Here is a 17,230-nt window from a genome sequence, read left to right as displayed (position 1 = left end):
ATGTTTTTTTATTCTTATGATGAATTTGAAAAAGATATAAAGTCTATGGCAAGAGAGATAAGGGATGACTTTAGTCCTGATGCTATACTAGCTATCGCAAGAGGTGGAATGACCATAGGACATTTTATAGCAATTGCTTTACAAAATCGCAATTTATTTAGTCTAAACTCTATACACTACGATGAACAAAGCAAGCTTGACACAATAAACATATTTAACATACCTGATTTATCAAATGTAAATAAAATTTTAGTCGTAGATGATATAGTTGATAGCGGAGAAAGTATGGCTGAGATAAAAAAGACATTATTAAAGCTATATCCTCATTTAGATATAAAAATAGCAACTATATTTTATAAAAAAACCGCTCTTTTAATGCCTGACTATAAAGCAAAAGAGGCAACTGAGTGGATTGAATTTTTTTGGGATATAACACTTTAAATGAAAGATTATGGTTTAAAACTTTATAGCATTAAAAACAATGATATATTTGTTTTAACCATAATCTGCGCTCTTGATTTAGCTCTTTTGATATATTGCACAAGCACTTTAAGTATAAGCTACTATGAAGCGCTTGTGTTTTTTAACGAACAAGATTCTATCTTACATAAAATAATAACCGCTAGCTGCAAACTATTTGGGCAAAACGATTTTGCATTACGAATACCTATGATTTTTTTTCATATTATTAGTGTTATTTTGTTATATAAAATAAGTAAGTTTTACATTAAATTTCATCAAGATAGAATTATCGCAATATTACTTTTTGTATTTTTACCAGGCACTGTAGCAAGCGCTTTAATAGTAAATAATGCCGGCTTGTGCCTTATGATAACACTTTTTATTTTATATTTTTTTCACAAAAACAATATCTATATAACTTATATATTAATGGCTAGTTCTATTTTTGTAGATAGCTCATTTATGATACTATTTTTAGCATTTTTTGCTTATGGTGTATATACAAAAAATGCTACACTAGCTTGGCTTAGTGCTATTTTTTTTACAATAAGTCTATCCTTTTTTGGATTTGATACACAGGGTAAACCAAGTAGCCACTTTATAGATACCTTTGGTATATTTGCTGCTGTTTTTTCACCATTTATATTTATATTTTTTATATATGCCATATATAGAATTTGGATAAAAGAAAAAAAAGATATATTGTGGTTTTTATCTGTAATTTCGTTTTGTATTAGTATAGTATTATCTATAAGACAAAAGGTTCAATTGGAAGAATTCTTACCTTTTTGCATTATAGCAACACCTCTTATGATTAGAATATTTTTTAGCTCATATAGAGTAAGGCTACCCGAGTTTAGAAAAAAACATAAAATAGCATTAGTATTTGTATTTTTATTTTTATTTTCTAATTGGTTGATTATTATTTTCAACCCTGTATTATATAATTTTATAAACAATCCAAAAAAACATTTTGCATATAAATTTCATGTAGCAAAAGAGTTATCAAAAGAGTTATCAAAGCTAAATATATATGAGATAAATACACAAAATTATAAATTAGCTCTTAGGTTAAAATTTTATGGCATATCCAATGGTGGTAATTTAGCTCTTATAGAAAATAATAATGATTTTTTTGTTAAAAAATTTGATAAAATAATACATAAATTATAAATAAATAATTTGAGGTTATGATGATAAAAAGAGCATTTACAATGTTGGAACTAGTATTTGTTATAGCGATAGTTGGAATACTATCAGCTTTAGCCATACCAAGATCAAATAAAAATCCACTAAGAGAAGCAGCAAATCAGATAATGGCAGATATAAGATATACTCAACACTTAGCAATGCAAGATAATAAATTTACACTACAATCAGATGGCACTCCGGAAAATGATTGGTATAAAGCATACTGGAGAATACTCTTTCATTATGATACGCAAAAAAGTAAGCAAATATGGAGATATACGGTTTTTAGCGATAGTGGTTCATATAGTGGAAATCCAAATTCAATAGATCAAATAGCGAACAACCCAAGAGATTTAAACAAAAAACTAACTAGTGGCTATGCTAGGCAAAAATATCCAAATCAAATTTTAGATAAAAAACTAAACTTAACAAAAACATATGGTATCACAAAAGTAAAGTTTAATTCAAAAAATCAAACATTAGCATTTGATATATTAGGTCGCCCGTATTCTGCATTGCAAAACTCAAAAAGCCCATACGAAAAGTTACTTCAAGAAGATACAAAAATATCATTGCAAGGCAATGGTGATATATTAAATATAATTGTTTTTAAAGAAAGTGGATACACATGCATAGAAGATAAAAACAATATAGGAAATTGTGAATAATATATTTAAAAATTTTAAAAAAACTTTTAAATATAATTTATTACATTAAACGTTAAATGAGTTAAAGCAGTTATAAAAACTGCTTTAAATTTATTAGTTAGATTGTTTTGCTTTTCTTTTTCTCTCTGTTGGATCAAGATAACGCTTTCTTACCCTTATGTTTTGAGGAGTAACCTCAACAAGCTCATCATCTTCTATCCACTCAAGAGCTCGTTCAAGGCTAAGTTTTCTTGGTGGAACTAGTTTTATAGCATCATCAGAACCACTAGCACGAACGTTTGTTAGGTTTTTACCTTTTATAGGGTTTACATCAAGGTCATTAGGTCTACTATGCTCACCTATAACCATGCCTATATAAACCTTTGCTTGTGGGTCAATAAATAAAACTCCACGGTCTTGTAAGTTAAATAATGAATAAGCAAGAGATACTCCATTTTCCATAGAAACCAAAGAACCATTTGTTCTATGCTCAACACTTCCACTAAACGGACGAAACTCTAAAAAGCTATGGTTCATAACGCCCTCGCCCTTTGTATCTGTCAAAAACTGACTTCTAAATCCTATAAGCCCTCTAGCCGGTATTTCAAACTCTATTCTTGTTTGTCCATCGCCTGTTGGATTCATGCTTATCATCTCGGCTTTTCTCTTACCAAGCTTTTCTATAACCGTTCCGGTGCAGTCATCAGGTGCATCTATAACCAAAAGCTCAAATGGTTCACACTTAACGCCATCTATCTCTTTTATAATAACCTCAGGACGACCAAGCAAAAACTCATAACCCTCTCTACGCATATTTTCAGCTAGTATTGTTATTTGAAGTTCTCCACGACCGCTAACCTTAAATTTACCTTCGCCTATATTTTCATATCTCATTGCGATATTTGTTTTCATCTCGCTTTGCAAACGCTCATCTATCTTATTTGATGTAACGTGCTTACCCTCTGTTCCAGCCAAAGGACCATCATTTACACTAAATACAACACTTAGTGTAGGCTCTTCTATATGCAAAGGATCAAGCGGGATAGGATTATTTGGATCAACTATACTATCACCAACATCAAGTGCTTCAAAACCAGCAATAGCAACTATATCACCAGTACTAGCTTCGTTTATATCTTGTCTTTCAAGACCTAAAAATCCGATAAGTTTTGAAATTCTACCATTTGTTTTTGTTCCATCAGCCTTTGCCAAAGTAACATTTTGATTTTTAGAAATTTTACCGTTAAAAATTCTAGCAATACCAATTTTTCCAACATAGTTATCATAATCAAGAGTAAATACTTGAAGTTGTAAAGGATTTTCATCTTTTCCACTTGGAGCTGGAACGTGTGCAAGTATAGCCTCAAAAAGAGGTTCCATATTTACATCCGGATCATCTAAGTTATGTTTAGCAAATCCATTTTTTGCGGCAGCATAAACCACAGGAAACTCAAGCTGTTCATCATTTGCATCAAGCGCAACAAACAGGTCAAAAATTTCATTTATGACACGCTCAGGATCAGCCGCTGGTTTATCTATCTTGTTTATAACAACTATAGGTCTTAGACCCAAACTAAGTGCTTTTTTCACAACAAATTTTGTCTGAGGCATAACACCCTCTTGCGCATCAACCAAAAGCAATACACCATCAACCATTTTCAAAACACGCTCAACCTCGCCACCAAAATCGGCGTGTCCCGGGGTGTCTATAATGTTTATCTTAGTATCTTTATATTTTATCGCTGTATTCTTAGAAAGTATGGTTATACCACGTTCTTTTTCTATATCATTGTTATCCATAACACGCTCACCAACACTTTGGTGTTCGTTAAATGTTCCAGATTGCTTAAGCAATTCATCAACCATAGTCGTTTTACCGTGGTCAACGTGAGCTATTACTGCTATATTTCGTAAATTTTCCAAAATCTATCTCCAAGTTTTTAAATAAGGGGGAGATTATACCTAAAATTTTCTTATATAAATTTAATGAGAATTTTGGAACATATTTTGCTTAATATATTTTCAGTTTAATATAAGAGGTTAAAAATGCAAACATTTAACACAAAAAATCAGGTTGATATTTTTACAAATACAAACAAAAAAAGCCCAAATAGCACCAAAAAAGACAAAAGCGATAATAATGAATTTTTAAATATGGTTTTAAGTGCTGCATCTAAAAAAGCAGACAAAGGCGAAAAACTAAGCGAAAAAGATGTAAAAGATATAGCAAAATCGGTAAGCATGAAAAACGAAACAGACAAACAGATAAAAAAAGAAAATAATATAAAAATTTCACAAGATTTAGAAAACAAACTTGATGATGATACAAAAAATGAGTTGTATGAAAATGCAAATTTTATGCAACTTTTACAAGTTTTAGAAATTTTAAATGGTGGAGAAAAGGTTAGTAAGTTTCCAAATTTCACAGACAAAATAGCAAATTTTTTAAATAAAATATCAAACGTTGAAGAATTAAGCAATATAAAAAGTGTCAATGAGCTTATAGAACTTGCAAACAAATTTGACCTTGGACTTGATAAGATAAAAATCACACAGGGTAATGTTGATGAGCTAAAAAATATGTTTGAAAACCTAGGTAAAAAAGACTTTTTCAAACCAGTAATACCTATAAATCTAGATATAAAAAATCAGGTAGAGCAAACCATACAACAAGTTACAAAAAATACACAAAATCCTATCGGATTGAACGAAGTCCTAAAAGAGATTTCAAAGCCTATAAACGAATCTTTAAAAACAGAAACACTAAAACAATCGACACAAGATGATAAAAAAAGTGAAAGTATGCTAGATAATGATTTAAAAGAGGAGATAAACCTAACTCCAAAAACAAATGAAATGATCGCAAAAGATACAAAAAATCAAAAGATAAATTTACAAACACTATTATATCCTGAAAAAGAACAACAATCAGGCCAAGAAGATAGCATAATTCAAACAACACAAAAAGATGATCAAAATGATCTTAATGCAATAGTAAAAGATATAGTAAAAACAGCAAACAATCAGATAAATCACAAACTAGCAGTAAAGGAGACTTTTAGTAATTTTTCACAAAATTTAGCAGATCAGATACAAAATTATAAAGCACCTTTTACTAAATTCAACATAACTCTAAATCCTCTAAATTTAGGGGAAGTTGAAATAACAATGGTAAACAGAGGGAATAACCTGCATATAAACTTTAACTCAAATACAAACACAATGAATATATTTTTACAAAATCAAGCAGAGTTTAAAAATAGTCTTGTAAATATGGGCTTTACAGAACTTGAAATGAATTTTTCAGACCAACAAAACAAACAAGAACAAGGACAAAAAAAATACAAACAAATGGCTCAAGGCGAAAGCGATGAAGCAACAAATGAACAAGTATTATTAGAACTTGTAATGCCGATATATATATAAATAAGGAGAAATTATGGCAAGTATAACAGATACAAATTTAGAATTTACAGCAGATAAAAGAACAAAAAAACTTCAAGATATAAAAAATCAAAAAGCGGATGGAACAAATCCATCGGCACACCTTGACAAAGATGCATTTATGAAACTGCTTTTAACGGAACTTAAATATCAAGATCCAACATCGCCTATGGACACAGAAAAAATGCTAACCCAAACAAGTCAGCTGGCTACACTTGAAATGCAAGAAAATACAAATTCAGCCATGAAAGAACTTGTATCACAACTTAAATCAAACTCAAGCATGTATGCTCTATCCGCACTTGGAAAGATGGCAAATCTAGGCACAGATAGAATTTCAGTAAACGAAGAAACTCAAACCCTAGATATACCTCTTTATTTTGAAGATAAAGTAAAATCTGGTGTAGTTGAAATACTTGATTCAAACTCAAATGTAATAAAAAAAATTAGTTTAGAAAAAATGCCAGCTGGAACACATAGTATAAAATGGGATTTATCAACGGACACAGGAGGGGTTGCAAAACCAGGAAGCTATGAAGTAAAGGCTAGTTATAAAGACTCAAGAAAAAAATCCCATACTGCCATTTATGGAACATATCCAGTAGAAGCTGTTAAGTTTATAGATGGTAAGGCAAATGTAAAAATTGGTGGCGAGTATAAGCCAGTAGAAGAAGTATCTGAATTTTTTGAAAGTTAAAAGATGATAAGAGGATTTTACAACGGAGTTGCTGGAATCAAAACACAAAGTTTTGGTATAGATGTTTGGGCAAATAATATATCAAACATAAATAATGTAGGCTTTAAGGCATCTTTGCCTGAGTTTAAAAGCATATTTTATCAAAGCATGGTATCGGCTGGAAATAATCCTACAACGGATCAGGTAGGGCTTGGAGCAACAAAACAGACAACAGCTCTTGATATGAGAATGGGTAGTTTTAAAAACACAGAAAATAAATTTGATATGGCTATTCACGGTGATGGTTTTTTTGGTGTGAGAGATAGACACGGAGATGTGTATTATACTCGTGCCGGAAACTTTGATGTTGATGCTGATGGAAATTTAGTTGATCCTATGGGTAAGTTTGTGCAAGGAACTATGGCAAACTTAAAAACAGCAACACCAAGCAAAAACGCACTAAAACAATATGATTCAACAAAAGATATAAATAAAGCATTTAGTATAGATGAAAAAGAGGTCTTAGAGCTTGAAAATGAAAACGCTCAAACAAATATAAAGCTTCCACATTTTTTATATCAACAAGCAAAAGCAACAAAAAATGTAGACATAAAAGGCAACCTTGATGCTACAAGAAAATTTGAAAATGTCAAAGTTGATTTGAAACAAGATTCATACAAACATGAAATAAAAGCAGATGAAAAAACAATAAGCATAAGTGGAAACATAAACAACAGTCCAAGTGTAAATAAATACAAAAAAGGCGATAGTATAATTATAAAAATAAAAGATGGGGATAAACTTAGTGAACTATCAACACAGGTAAATGAAGATGGAAGCTGGGAGTTAAAAGATTATAAATTAGATTATATGGACCTAAAAAAGGTTGAGGTTTCAGCACAACTTTTAACAAATCAAGAAGTTGCAAATGTCCAAAAAATGAGTACGGATATATTTAACGACGATGGCACAAAAAGCCTACTATCACTAAGATACACAAAACAAATTCCTCAACAAAATGATAAAACAGTATGGGATATAGAGGCTACAATAACAGATGAACAAAATAATATAGTTGAAACAAAAAAAGGAATGCTTACTTTTGGACCAAAAGGAACATTAGTAGAAACAACCTTAACAGAAATTGGCGGGGTAAATATAAATTTCGCACAACAAGAGCCACAAAATGATAAAAACAATACAAATAATAATGCCAATGATGATAAAGATAAACAACAAGGGATATATAAAGGTTTAACCACATTTCACAGCAAAGCCGTAACAGATATAAAAAAAGATGGCTTTATAGAAGGATTATTGAAAAGCTATGAGGTTGTAAACAACGGCACGATAATGGCAAATTTTAATAACGGTCAAATGTTTCCTATAGCAAAAGTTGCGCTTTATCATTTTCAAAACGACCAAGGTCTTGCAAAAATGGGCGATAATATATATACAAAAACATCAAACTCAGGAGAGCCATTTTTCTATAAGAGCAAAAATGGAGCAACAATACTTGGAACAAATATCGCATCAAACACACTTGAAATAAGCAATGTAGATCTAGGCCAAGCGCTAACAGAAATGATAGTTATGCAAAAAGCTTACGATGCTAGTTCAAAAAGCATAACAACAAGCGATCAAATGATACAAACCGCAATACAAATGAAACGGTAATAACTAGTCAGTTTTTGGCTAGTTATTATAAACTCGAAAAATATTTTCATTAAATTTATACTTTTTAGATATGATACACATTTTAAAATTTTAAGTGAAAAGATGAAACATATAGACGAAAAAACAAAAAGAGTAAAATACATACGGGCATTAGAAAAATTCTCAAAATCAGCCATAAGTGGACTTAAAAGAGATGATTTTAATAAAGATGAATTTTACATAAGAATTGACAAAAATATGAAAATGCTGGAAAAAGTAGAGGCTGTTTATCTTGATAGCCCTTACACAAAAGAGCTTGAAAACTTTGTAAATTTTGCTATTGCAAAACAAGATCCACAAGAGCTTTTAAAAAAGGCAAATCATCTTGATAAATTAAAAAATTCAAAAACATATAAAAAAGATAAGCATAAAAATAAATTTAAGGAAAATTAATGAAAGTTGTTATTTTTGATATGGATGGAACTGTCATAGACAGCTCAACGGCGATAGAAAAAACCATAAATGGTATAAGAAAAGATATGGGGCTAGATGAACTTGCAAAAGCTTATATAACAAAAGTTATAAATGAACCTGGCAGAAATTTAGCATTTGATCTTTATGGCATACAAACACCAAGCACATCTTTAAAAAAGGGTTTTGAAGCTGAGTTTGAAAAAAACTACGACTTATATGCAACGACATATAATGGCGTAAAAGAGCTTTTACAAAAGTGTAAAGATAATGATTATAAAATAGTCCTAGCTTCAAATGCACCAGAAAAAACACTAAGCAAAATTCTTGAAAAAAACGAAATACTACATTTTTTTGATGAAGTAATAGGAGCAAGTAAAGATGTGCCAGAAAAACCAGATCCAACTATGTTACATCTTGCTATAGATAAAACAGGTGCGACAAAAGCTGTATTTGTTGGAGATAGCTTAAAAGATAAAATGGCTGCTGATAATGCAAAGATAGATTATATACAGGTAAATTGGGGATTTGGGGTAGCTATAGAAAGCAAATATAGTGCAGATACCACAGACCAAGCTTGGCAGCTAATAGAAAAAATTTAATTTTTTAAGTATAATGTGGTCTAAAAATTTTGTTAATAAATTTTATATTTTTAAGAAAAATTAGATGAATAAAATCATAATATTTTTTTGTTGCTTTGTTTTTTGTTTTGCAACAGAACCGGATTTTGATCACTCCTATGTTTTTGAGTTACCAAAAGATGAGTGGGGAAGAGTTGCTATAATACAAAAACAGACAAATGAAAAAGATTATTTTGATTTTAGATGGACTTTGTTTGACACAACAAACATAACAGTTCAAAGTTTTTTTAGAAGATTTCCAAGGCATATGGTTATGGGTTTGCAACACGGTAGAGATAGATACAAACAAGACATCTTACCAAGTATGAAAAACCCGCCAGATGATGGAGTGAAGTTATATATAACTTTTATTGATTTTAAAAACAACTTAGGCAGTTTTCAAATTGATATTTTAGATGGACAAAAACTTGTTGATGTTGAGTTTATAAGACCAAAAACTAGGAGATAAGTTATGGATATGATAGATAAGATAATGCTTGATTATATAAAGGAGCTTGATTATAAACTTGCCACCGATATGTTTGAAAATATCAGCTCAGGTAAAAAACTTCGCTCAAAACTACTGCTAAAAATAGCTGGAGAAAATAAAAATACATATAGATTGTGTGCGATAATTGAGCTTATCCATCTAGCTAGTTTATTGCATGATGATGTGATAGATAAAGCCGATACAAGAAGAGGAAAACCGAGCATAAACTATCTATTTGGCACACAAAACTCAGTAATGCTTGGAGATATTTTATATTCAAAAGGTTTTCACGAACTAAGCAAATTTGGAAAAGAGATATCATCTATCATATCAGACGCTGTTTGCAAACTAAGCATAGGCGAACTTATGGATGTAAATTTAAGCAAAGAATTTAACTGTGACAAAGAAGCTTATAATAAAATGATATATTACAAAACAGCTATACTTATACAAGCCACGGCTTGCTGTGGTGCGATACTAGCTGGGCTTTCACAAAATGAGTTTGAAATTTATGGTAAAAACCTAGGTCTTGCATTTCAAATAATAGATGATGTTTTAGATATTACACAAGATAGCAAGACTTTAGGAAAACCGAATTTGAGCGATTATAAAGAGGGAAAAACAACTCTTCCTTATATATATCTTTATGAAAGTTTAGATGAAAAAGAGAAAGAAATTTTAAAAAGTTTTCATGCAAAAGAGTTAGATGAAAGCCAAATAAAATGGATAAAAGATAGATTTGAGAAATACAATATAATACAAAAAACTATAAACGAAGCAAAAGAACTTGGAATCGAGGCTATAAAAGCGATTAAAGATCATTCAAACTCAGAGCTTGAAAGCATTATAAAAAGTATGATCGACAGGGATTACTAATGCATTATTTAAGTATTAGTTTTACACATAAAAATACAGATATTTCTGTTCGTGAAAAGTTAGCATTTAATACACCAGAAAAAAAATTGCAAATTTTAAAACTAATCAAAACAGACAAAGATATAAATGAAGCTATGGTTATAAGCACCTGTAATAGGGTGGAAGTTTTGTCATTTAGCAATGAGCCAAAAACATCATCATCTCATATAATAAAATGTATGGCGATAGCATCTGGTGTATTTGAAGATGAGCTTTTTGAAAGGGCTGATGTCTTTGAAGATAGCGGTGCCTTACACCATCTTTTTTCTGTAGCTAGCTCTCTTGATAGCCTAGTGGTTGGCGAAACGCAGATAATGGGGCAGATAAAAAATGATTTTAAATTTGCTCTTGAAAATCAGTTTTGTGGCGAACATATAAACAAGGCTGTTGATTATGCAAAAATATGTGCAGCAAAAGTAAGAAACGATACTCAAATTTCAAACAATCCGATCTCAGTATCAAGTGTAGCTGTAGCAAAAGCAAAAGAAATTTTTACAACCCTACAAGGCAAAACAGCTCTGATTATCGGGGCTGGAGAGATGTGTGAGCTGGCTGCTAAACACCTGATATCAAATGGAGCCAAAGTTCTTATCCTAAATAGAAGCTCGGAAAGAGTAGAAAACTTAGTAGGTAGATTAGGAGAGATGGCTGATTGGGATACGATTTTAAAGCTCAAAGAGTATGTAAACAAATCTGACCTTATCTTTTCAGGAACTTCTGCGCCAAACCCTATAATAACAGATGAAACAATACAACCAACAACATTTCACAGATACTTTTTTGATATAGCCGTTCCAAGAGATATAGATATAAAAAATAAAAGTGAGCTTATAGATATATACTCTGTTGATGACCTTAAAGAGATAGTAAAACAAAACCTGGCACTACGAGAAGAACAAGCTCAACTAGCCTACTCTATCGTAGGAAACAGCACATATGAGTTTTTAAAAGCTCAAAAAACAAGCCTTAGCACGCCGATCATAAAAGCTATAAGACAACAAGCAAAGGAGTGTGCCGAAAAAGAGTTACAAAAAGCCATAAAAAAAGGCTATCTAAAAAACTCAGATCAAGAAGAGGCATACAAACTAATAAATCAAGTCCTAAACTCTTTTTTACACCCTATGACTATAAATTTAAAGCAAATAGGCGAAACAAAGAATGCACTTGACATAACAAAATCAATGAAATATATTTTTGACATCAAAGAGGATAAACAACAATGAGATTTTCTAAATTTTACGCACCAACAACAAAAGAAGCACCAAAAGATGCAACACTGCCAAGCCATATATTTTTAGTAAGAGGTGGATTTGTAGAACAAAACGGATCTGGTCTTTACAACTTCTTGCCACTTGGAAAAATTATGCTTGAAAAGATAAAAAGCGTAGTAAAAGAAGAAATGGACAAAAGCGGCGCTTTGCAGGTTGATTTTAGCGTTGTAACATCATCAGAACTTTGGAAACAAAGTGGTCGTTTTGATGTTTTTGGAAAAGAGCTTTTAAGATTTAAAGATAGAAAAGAAAATGACTTTGTTATAAGCCCTACAAATGAAGAAAGTGCTGTTTGCATGGTTCGTGGTAAAGTTACAAGCTACAAACAACTACCACTAAACATATATCAAATAAATACAAAATTCAGAGATGAAGCAAGACCTAGATTTGGAATTTTAAGAGGTCGTGAGTTTGTGATGAAAGATGCTTACAGCTTTCATTCAAACACAGATGATTTAAAAAGAGAATTTGACTTAATGGAACAAACCTACTCAGCTATCTTTACAAAACTTGGTCTAAATTTCAGAGCAGTTCAAGCAGATAGCGGAGCTATAGGCGGAAGTGGCAGTAAAGAGTTTATGGTGCTTACACAAAACGGCGAAGATGACATAGTTTATTGTGAACATTGTGATTATGCGGCAAATATAGAAGTAGCGACAAGAGCTGCAAAAACGACAGATAAGCCACAACCAGAAGCAGATGCTTCTAAGTTTTTCACACCAGATACAAAAACAATAAAAGATGTAGCCGAGTTTTTCAAGATAGATGAATACTACACAATAAAAGCCGTTATAAAAAAAGCCATATTTGAAAAAGAGTCAAAAATAGTTGTATTTTTTATCCGTGGTAATGATGAGCTTCAAGAGACAAAAGCACAAAATGCAGCAAAAGCCTTGGAGCTAACAGACGCAACAGAAGAAGAGATATCGCAAGCTGGTCTTATAGCCGGTTTTTGTGGTCCGGTTGGGCTAAATAAAGTTGAGTTTTTTATAGACAATGAGCTAAAAGATAGCAAACAAATGATATGCGGAGCCAATGAAAAAGACTATCATTTTGTTGGTGTAAATATAACAAATTTCAACGAAGATAGATTTAAAGACTTAAGTCAAGTAAATGAAGGCGACAGATGTCCAAAATGCGGCGGTAAGCTAAAAATAAGCAAAGGCATAGAAGTAGGACATATTTTCCAACTAGGCGATAAATACTCAAGTGCTATGAATGCTACATTCTTAGATGAAAATGGCAAAGCAAGGCCATTTATAATGGGTTGTTATGGCATAGGTGTAAGTAGACTTATAGCTGTTATGGTAGAGGCAAGCCACGATGATAAAGGATGTATCTGGAAAAAAGAGTGCGCTCCTTTTGATGGTATGATAGTTATATCAAATCTAAAAGATGAAAACTGTGTAAATTATGCAACAAAGCTTTATGAGCAAGCAAAAAATATCGGAATAAATGTAATGCTTGATGATAGAAACGAGCGATTTGGTGTAAAAATGAATGATTATGAGCTACTAGGTTTTCCTTATGCTATCATAGTTGGAAAATCACTAGCAGATGATGAAGTAGAACTTATCCAAAGAGATGGGCTTATAAAGACAAAAATCAAAGCAAGCCAAGCACTAGATGAGCTAAAAAATAGACTATGCTAATTAGAATTAAAAGCTCACTTTTTATACCATATATAATCGCAGAAACAGTATTTACGGTTATTTATATAAGCAATTATGGTTTTTTATCATTAGTTGGCGAAGTATTTTTAAGTGCTATAATTGGTTTTTTATTTATATTTAACATAGGTTTTTTCAACCTAACATCTAAGATAAATATGATAAAACCAAGCGATATTTTTAGCTCTATTGGTATAGGCATAGGAGGATTTTTGCTATTTTTACCAGGACTTATAAGCGATACTTTTGGAATTATAGTTATAACAATAAGTCTTATTTACAAGCTAGTAAAAAAACCTGATTATAAACAAAATGAACACGATTTTAGATATGATAGATATGATAACGAAGAAGAGATTATAGATGTTGAAGTTATTGATGACACTCATCACATTCGCTAGTATTTGCTTTGCTGATATGAATTTTCATAATTTTTTAAAAAGAAATTATGAAAAAAACGAGAACCTAAAAGTTGCAAACATAAAAACAAACAAAATTCAAAAGCTACAAAATGGCTTTGACGCATATTTTGTTACACTTGATATAAATTTCAAACCATTAAACAGAAAAATATCAAAAAAAGATATTATATTTGTAAACAACGATCTAATCGTGACAGAAATTTTTGATACAAAAACAAAAATAAGTCTAAGAAACAAACTTTTAGGCGAAAAGATGAGTATAAACTTACGAAATTTCAAAAGGGATGCTATACATGAAAACGATCAAAATTGCTACTAGAAAAAGCATACTGGCGATGTGGCAAAGCGAACACATCAAGCAAAAACTTATAACACAGCATAAAGATTTAGATGTTGAGCTTGTAGGCATGACAACCAAAGGCGATGTTATCTTAGACACCCCTCTTGCAAAAATAGGAGGAAAAGGACTTTTTACAAAAGAGCTTGAGATTAGTATGCTAAACGGAGATACACACATAGCAGTTCATAGTCTAAAAGATGTTCCGGTTGAGTTTCCTGATGGACTTGTGTTGGCAGCTACTTGCTCCCGCGAAGATGTAAGAGATGCTCTTATATCTGAAAAATATAAACATATAAGCGAACTTCCAATAGGCGCAAAAATAGGCACAACAAGCCTAAGAAGAAGAATGCAACTTTTACTGCTAAGACCTGATTTAAAGATATTTTCTCTTCGCGGAAATGTCCAAACAAGACTTAAAAAGCTAAAAGATGGCGAATTTGATGCTATCATCTTAGCAAAAGCAGGGGCAAATAGACTAAACTTACAAAACGATGTTAGATATATAACGCCTTTTGAATTAGATGAGATGATACCATCTATGGGACAAGGCGCATTAGGCATAGAGGCTGTAAACAAAAAAGAGATAATACAAAAGATTGATTTTTTAAATGATGAAAAAACCATCATAGAAACAAAAATAGAGCGTGATTTTGTAGCAACACTTCAAGGTGGATGCCAAGTCCCTATAGGCATAAACGCCTCATTACAAAATGACACGATAGATATAAGAGCTATAGTTGGTATGCCTGATGCAAGTAAATACATAAAAGACAGTATAAAAGTAAGCAAGAGCGAGTATAAAGATATAGGCACTATACTGGCAAATGAATTTATAAAAAAAGGTGCAAAAGAGATATTAAAACAAGCTGAAATTATGGGCAATCAAATTTAATTTAGATATAATTCAAAAAAGCTAAGGAGTATAGATGGCAGATGAAGAAAAAGAAGTAAAAGAAGAAACCAAAAAAAGTGGCAAAGGGCTTATTATAGCAATTATAGGTGTAGTTATTGTTTTATTACTAGCTATAGGTGGTGTTATAATATTTTTATTATCAGGAGATGATGAAAACACACAAATGCAGCAACAAGTCTCTCAAACAGCACCAAAATCAAGAATGCCAGGCAAAAGAAGTAGCGACTATATGAATATGGGACCTATTTATCCACTTGATCAATTCATAGTGAATTTACTAAGTGAGAACGGCTCAAGATTTTTAAAAACAAAAATAGACTTAGAGCAAAGCAATGAATCACTTATGGCAGAATTAGACAAGAAAAAAGCACTTTTAAGAGATATTATCATACGAACTCTATCATCAAAGACATTTGAAGAAGTAAGCACAGCAAAAGGCAAAGACAAACTAAAAGATGAGATAGTAGGTAAGATAAATGAAGTTTTAAGTGATGGCTATATCAAAAACATATATTTTACTGATTTTGTGGTGCAATGATAGGTGTAGATATCATATCTATAGATAGAATTTCAAAGCTTAACGAGCGTTTTAAAGATAATTTTCTAAGACGCTTTTTAAGCGAACACGAGATATCTATAGCAAAAAATGATGCAAGTATAGCTGGTCTTTGGGCAGCAAAAGAAGCGGCAAGTAAAGCCTTGGGTGTAGGCATAGGTACTGAGTGTAGCTTTTTTGATATCATCATCACAAAAGATAAAAAAAACGCACCCATTATAGACTTTAGCGATAAAGTCAAAAAAAGCTTTGGCATAAAAAACTCAGCCCTTAGTATAAGCCACGATGGTGGTTTTGCTATAGCGGTTGTTGTAGTGCAAACATTAGATAAACCATAAAAGTTGCTTATAAAATATATCATCATATATTTTACTCGCTAGTAAATAAAATTTTAAAAATCAACAATAATATATTGTTCCAAAGGCAAAGTAGTAAGACATATCAACAATGTCTTACATTGTAAAAGCTATAAATTAGCTAAAGCTAACTCCGCTTCCTTTTATAATTTCTCCTATGAAGTAGCCATCTGTTTTTTGTAAAATTTCATCTGCATTTTGTTTTGATGCAACTATAACCATACCAACACCCATATTAAATGTTCTAAATAGCTCACTATCATCAACATGACCTTTAAATATATCATATACTTTAGGTGTTTTAATAAGGCTTTTATCTATCTTAGCACCTATGCCATCAGGAAATACTCTTGGTAAATTTTCTACCAAGCCACCGCCTGTTATATGTGCTAGTGCATTTATTTTGTCTTTTGATTCTAAAAATTCTTTTACATAAATTCTAGTAGGTTCTAAAAGCATATCGGCTATACTTTTTCCATCTATCTTGTCATCTAAATTAAGCTTTGCTACATCTAGCACTTTTCTAGCCAAAGAGTAGCCATTTGAATGAAGTCCACTAGATGGCAGGGCTATCAAGACATCACCCTCTTTTACAAATTTACTTCTGTCTATCTCATCTATTTCGGCCATTCCAACAGCAAAACCAGCTAGATCAAAATCATCTTTTTTATACATAGATGGCATTTCAGCAGTTTCTCCGCCTATTAATGCACATTGTGCGAGTCTACATCCTTTTGCTATACCCTCAACTACTATTTGTGCGCTTTTTATATCAAGTTTTGAAGTAGCATAATAATCTAAAAAGAACAAAGGTGTTGCAAAATTGCAAATTAAGTCATTAACACACATAGCAACCAAGTCTTGTCCAACATTTTCAAGGCGATTTGTATCAATAGCAAGTCTTAATTTTGTTCCAACTCCATCAGTAGCGCCTAAAATAGCTGGATTTTTGTATCCAGTAGGAAGCTTAATAGCTCCAGAAAATGAACCAATCCCCCCAAGAACAAGTGGCGTAAAAGTTGATTTTACATGTGGTTTTATCGCATTTACAAAATCATTTCCAGCATCTATATCAACCCCAGCATCTTTATATGTTATCATCAAAACTCCTTATAAATTTGCTCGATTTT

General features: G+C 31.5%; 19 protein-coding genes. 17 read left to right on the top strand and 2 right to left on the bottom strand.

What is annotated here, in order from left to right:
- The 3 genes from CPIN18021_RS02410 to CPIN18021_RS02400 are packed head-to-tail and all read left to right on the top strand — an operon-like array spanning position 1 to position 2,321.
- On the top strand, positions 1-441 hold the full coding sequence (locus CPIN18021_RS02410) for a phosphoribosyltransferase (protein ID WP_078415747.1): 441 nt from the start codon (positions 1-3) through the stop codon (positions 439-441).
- On the top strand, positions 442-1,635 hold the full coding sequence (locus tag CPIN18021_RS02405; protein WP_078424339.1) for a glycosyltransferase family protein: 1,194 nt from the start codon (positions 442-444) through the stop codon (positions 1,633-1,635). It abuts the gene before it with no gap.
- A gap of 20 nt (positions 1,636-1,655) precedes the next feature.
- Positions 1,656-2,321 (top strand): prepilin-type N-terminal cleavage/methylation domain-containing protein, encoded by a 666-nt coding sequence (locus tag CPIN18021_RS02400; RefSeq protein WP_157888039.1) that lies wholly within the window; start codon positions 1,656-1,658, stop codon positions 2,319-2,321.
- A 93-nt stretch (positions 2,322-2,414) separates the two neighbouring features.
- Here the strand turns inward: CPIN18021_RS02400 and typA are convergent, their stop codons facing one another.
- Entirely contained in the window at positions 2,415-4,223 is a 1,809-nt protein-coding gene (typA, locus tag CPIN18021_RS02395) for a translational GTPase TypA (protein ID WP_078423005.1), read from the bottom strand.
- Positions 4,224-4,346: 123 nt separating this feature from the next.
- Here typA and fliK point away from each other — a divergent pair, with 123 nt between their 5' ends.
- From fliK to acpS, 14 genes are all read left to right on the top strand, one after another.
- Positions 4,347-5,726: a flagellar hook-length control protein FliK gene (gene fliK, locus CPIN18021_RS02390; protein WP_078423004.1), complete on the top strand. Its 1,380-nt coding sequence runs from the start codon at positions 4,347-4,349 to the stop codon at positions 5,724-5,726.
- 13 nt (positions 5,727-5,739) lie between these two features.
- On the top strand, positions 5,740-6,441 hold the full coding sequence (locus tag CPIN18021_RS02385; protein WP_078423003.1) for a flagellar basal body rod modification protein: 702 nt from the start codon (positions 5,740-5,742) through the stop codon (positions 6,439-6,441).
- 3 nt (positions 6,442-6,444) lie between these two features.
- Entirely contained in the window at positions 6,445-8,097 is a 1,653-nt protein-coding gene (locus tag CPIN18021_RS02380) for a flagellar hook protein FlgE (protein ID WP_193431651.1), read from the top strand.
- Between the two features lie 102 nt (positions 8,098-8,199).
- Positions 8,200-8,529 (top strand): hypothetical protein, encoded by a 330-nt coding sequence (locus tag CPIN18021_RS02375; protein ID WP_078423002.1) that lies wholly within the window; start codon positions 8,200-8,202, stop codon positions 8,527-8,529.
- Positions 8,529-9,149, top strand: a complete 621-nt coding sequence (locus CPIN18021_RS02370; RefSeq protein ID WP_078423001.1) for an HAD family hydrolase — start codon at positions 8,529-8,531, stop codon at positions 9,147-9,149. Before CPIN18021_RS02375 ends, CPIN18021_RS02370 begins: the two co-directional genes overlap by 1 nt.
- A gap of 64 nt (positions 9,150-9,213) precedes the next feature.
- Positions 9,214-9,636 (top strand): hypothetical protein, encoded by a 423-nt coding sequence (locus CPIN18021_RS02365; RefSeq protein ID WP_078423000.1) that lies wholly within the window; start codon positions 9,214-9,216, stop codon positions 9,634-9,636.
- Between the two features lie 3 nt (positions 9,637-9,639).
- Positions 9,640-10,533, top strand: coding sequence for a polyprenyl synthetase family protein (locus tag CPIN18021_RS02360; protein WP_078424337.1), 894 nt, complete (start codon positions 9,640-9,642; stop codon positions 10,531-10,533).
- Complete coding sequence (gene hemA, locus CPIN18021_RS02355) at positions 10,533-11,795, top strand: glutamyl-tRNA reductase (RefSeq protein ID WP_078424336.1); 1,263 nt, start codon at positions 10,533-10,535, stop codon at positions 11,793-11,795. The genes CPIN18021_RS02360 and hemA overlap by 1 nt, the downstream gene beginning before the upstream one ends.
- Entirely contained in the window at positions 11,792-13,495 is a 1,704-nt protein-coding gene (locus tag CPIN18021_RS02350; RefSeq protein WP_078424335.1) for a proline--tRNA ligase, read from the top strand. Before hemA ends, CPIN18021_RS02350 begins: the two co-directional genes overlap by 4 nt.
- Entirely contained in the window at positions 13,489-13,914 is a 426-nt protein-coding gene (locus CPIN18021_RS02345) for an FxsA family protein (protein WP_078424334.1), read from the top strand. The genes CPIN18021_RS02350 and CPIN18021_RS02345 overlap by 7 nt, the downstream gene beginning before the upstream one ends.
- Entirely contained in the window at positions 13,877-14,254 is a 378-nt protein-coding gene (locus tag CPIN18021_RS02340; RefSeq protein WP_157886657.1) for a hypothetical protein, read from the top strand. Before CPIN18021_RS02345 ends, CPIN18021_RS02340 begins: the two co-directional genes overlap by 38 nt.
- Complete coding sequence (hemC, locus tag CPIN18021_RS02335; protein WP_078422994.1) at positions 14,229-15,167, top strand: hydroxymethylbilane synthase; 939 nt, start codon at positions 14,229-14,231, stop codon at positions 15,165-15,167. The genes CPIN18021_RS02340 and hemC overlap by 26 nt, the downstream gene beginning before the upstream one ends.
- Before the next feature lie 34 nt (positions 15,168-15,201).
- On the top strand, positions 15,202-15,726 hold the full coding sequence (fliL, locus tag CPIN18021_RS02330) for a flagellar basal body-associated protein FliL (protein WP_078387442.1): 525 nt from the start codon (positions 15,202-15,204) through the stop codon (positions 15,724-15,726).
- Entirely contained in the window at positions 15,723-16,082 is a 360-nt protein-coding gene (gene acpS / locus CPIN18021_RS02325) for a holo-ACP synthase (protein WP_078387441.1), read from the top strand. Before fliL ends, acpS begins: the two co-directional genes overlap by 4 nt.
- Before the next feature lie 135 nt (positions 16,083-16,217).
- Here acpS and purM read toward each other — a convergent pair whose 3' ends face one another.
- Positions 16,218-17,204, bottom strand: a complete 987-nt coding sequence (gene purM / locus CPIN18021_RS02320; protein ID WP_193431650.1) for a phosphoribosylformylglycinamidine cyclo-ligase — start codon at positions 17,202-17,204, stop codon at positions 16,218-16,220.
- Positions 17,205-17,230: the final 26 nt, after the last annotated feature.

The organism is Campylobacter pinnipediorum subsp. caledonicus (assembly GCF_002022005.1).
GTDB lineage: Bacteria > Campylobacterota > Campylobacteria > Campylobacterales > Campylobacteraceae > Campylobacter_A > Campylobacter_A caledonicus.
The sequence above is the reverse complement of the archived record's forward strand: the minus strand, read 5'-3'. Positions and strand labels throughout refer to the sequence as shown.

Excerpts from the sequence above, each read along its gene's own strand:
- CPIN18021_RS02400 (WP_157888039.1), top strand. The coding sequence starts at position 1,656 with ATGATAAAAAGAGCATTTACAATGTTGGAACTAGTATTTGTTATAGCG.
- CPIN18021_RS02350 (WP_078424335.1), top strand. The coding sequence starts at position 11,792 with ATGAGATTTTCTAAATTTTACGCACCAACAACAAAAGAAGCACCAAAA.
- CPIN18021_RS02340 (WP_157886657.1), top strand. The coding sequence starts at position 13,877 with ATGTTGAAGTTATTGATGACACTCATCACATTCGCTAGTATTTGCTTT.
- fliK (WP_078423004.1), top strand. The coding sequence starts at position 4,347 with ATGCAAACATTTAACACAAAAAATCAGGTTGATATTTTTACAAATACA.
- CPIN18021_RS02375 (WP_078423002.1), top strand. The coding sequence starts at position 8,200 with ATGAAACATATAGACGAAAAAACAAAAAGAGTAAAATACATACGGGCA.
- CPIN18021_RS02360 (WP_078424337.1), top strand. The coding sequence starts at position 9,640 with ATGGATATGATAGATAAGATAATGCTTGATTATATAAAGGAGCTTGAT.
- CPIN18021_RS02380 (WP_193431651.1), top strand. The coding sequence starts at position 6,445 with ATGATAAGAGGATTTTACAACGGAGTTGCTGGAATCAAAACACAAAGT.
- CPIN18021_RS02370 (WP_078423001.1), top strand. The coding sequence starts at position 8,529 with ATGAAAGTTGTTATTTTTGATATGGATGGAACTGTCATAGACAGCTCA.
- CPIN18021_RS02385 (WP_078423003.1), top strand. The coding sequence starts at position 5,740 with ATGGCAAGTATAACAGATACAAATTTAGAATTTACAGCAGATAAAAGA.
- hemC (WP_078422994.1), top strand. The coding sequence starts at position 14,229 with ATGAAAACGATCAAAATTGCTACTAGAAAAAGCATACTGGCGATGTGG.
- fliL (WP_078387442.1), top strand. The coding sequence starts at position 15,202 with ATGGCAGATGAAGAAAAAGAAGTAAAAGAAGAAACCAAAAAAAGTGGC.
- CPIN18021_RS02405 (WP_078424339.1), top strand. The coding sequence starts at position 442 with ATGAAAGATTATGGTTTAAAACTTTATAGCATTAAAAACAATGATATA.
- CPIN18021_RS02410 (WP_078415747.1), top strand. The coding sequence starts at position 1 with ATGTTTTTTTATTCTTATGATGAATTTGAAAAAGATATAAAGTCTATG.
- acpS (WP_078387441.1), top strand. The coding sequence starts at position 15,723 with ATGATAGGTGTAGATATCATATCTATAGATAGAATTTCAAAGCTTAAC.
- CPIN18021_RS02365 (WP_078423000.1), top strand. The coding sequence starts at position 9,214 with ATGAATAAAATCATAATATTTTTTTGTTGCTTTGTTTTTTGTTTTGCA.
- hemA (WP_078424336.1), top strand. The coding sequence starts at position 10,533 with ATGCATTATTTAAGTATTAGTTTTACACATAAAAATACAGATATTTCT.
- CPIN18021_RS02345 (WP_078424334.1), top strand. The coding sequence starts at position 13,489 with ATGCTAATTAGAATTAAAAGCTCACTTTTTATACCATATATAATCGCA.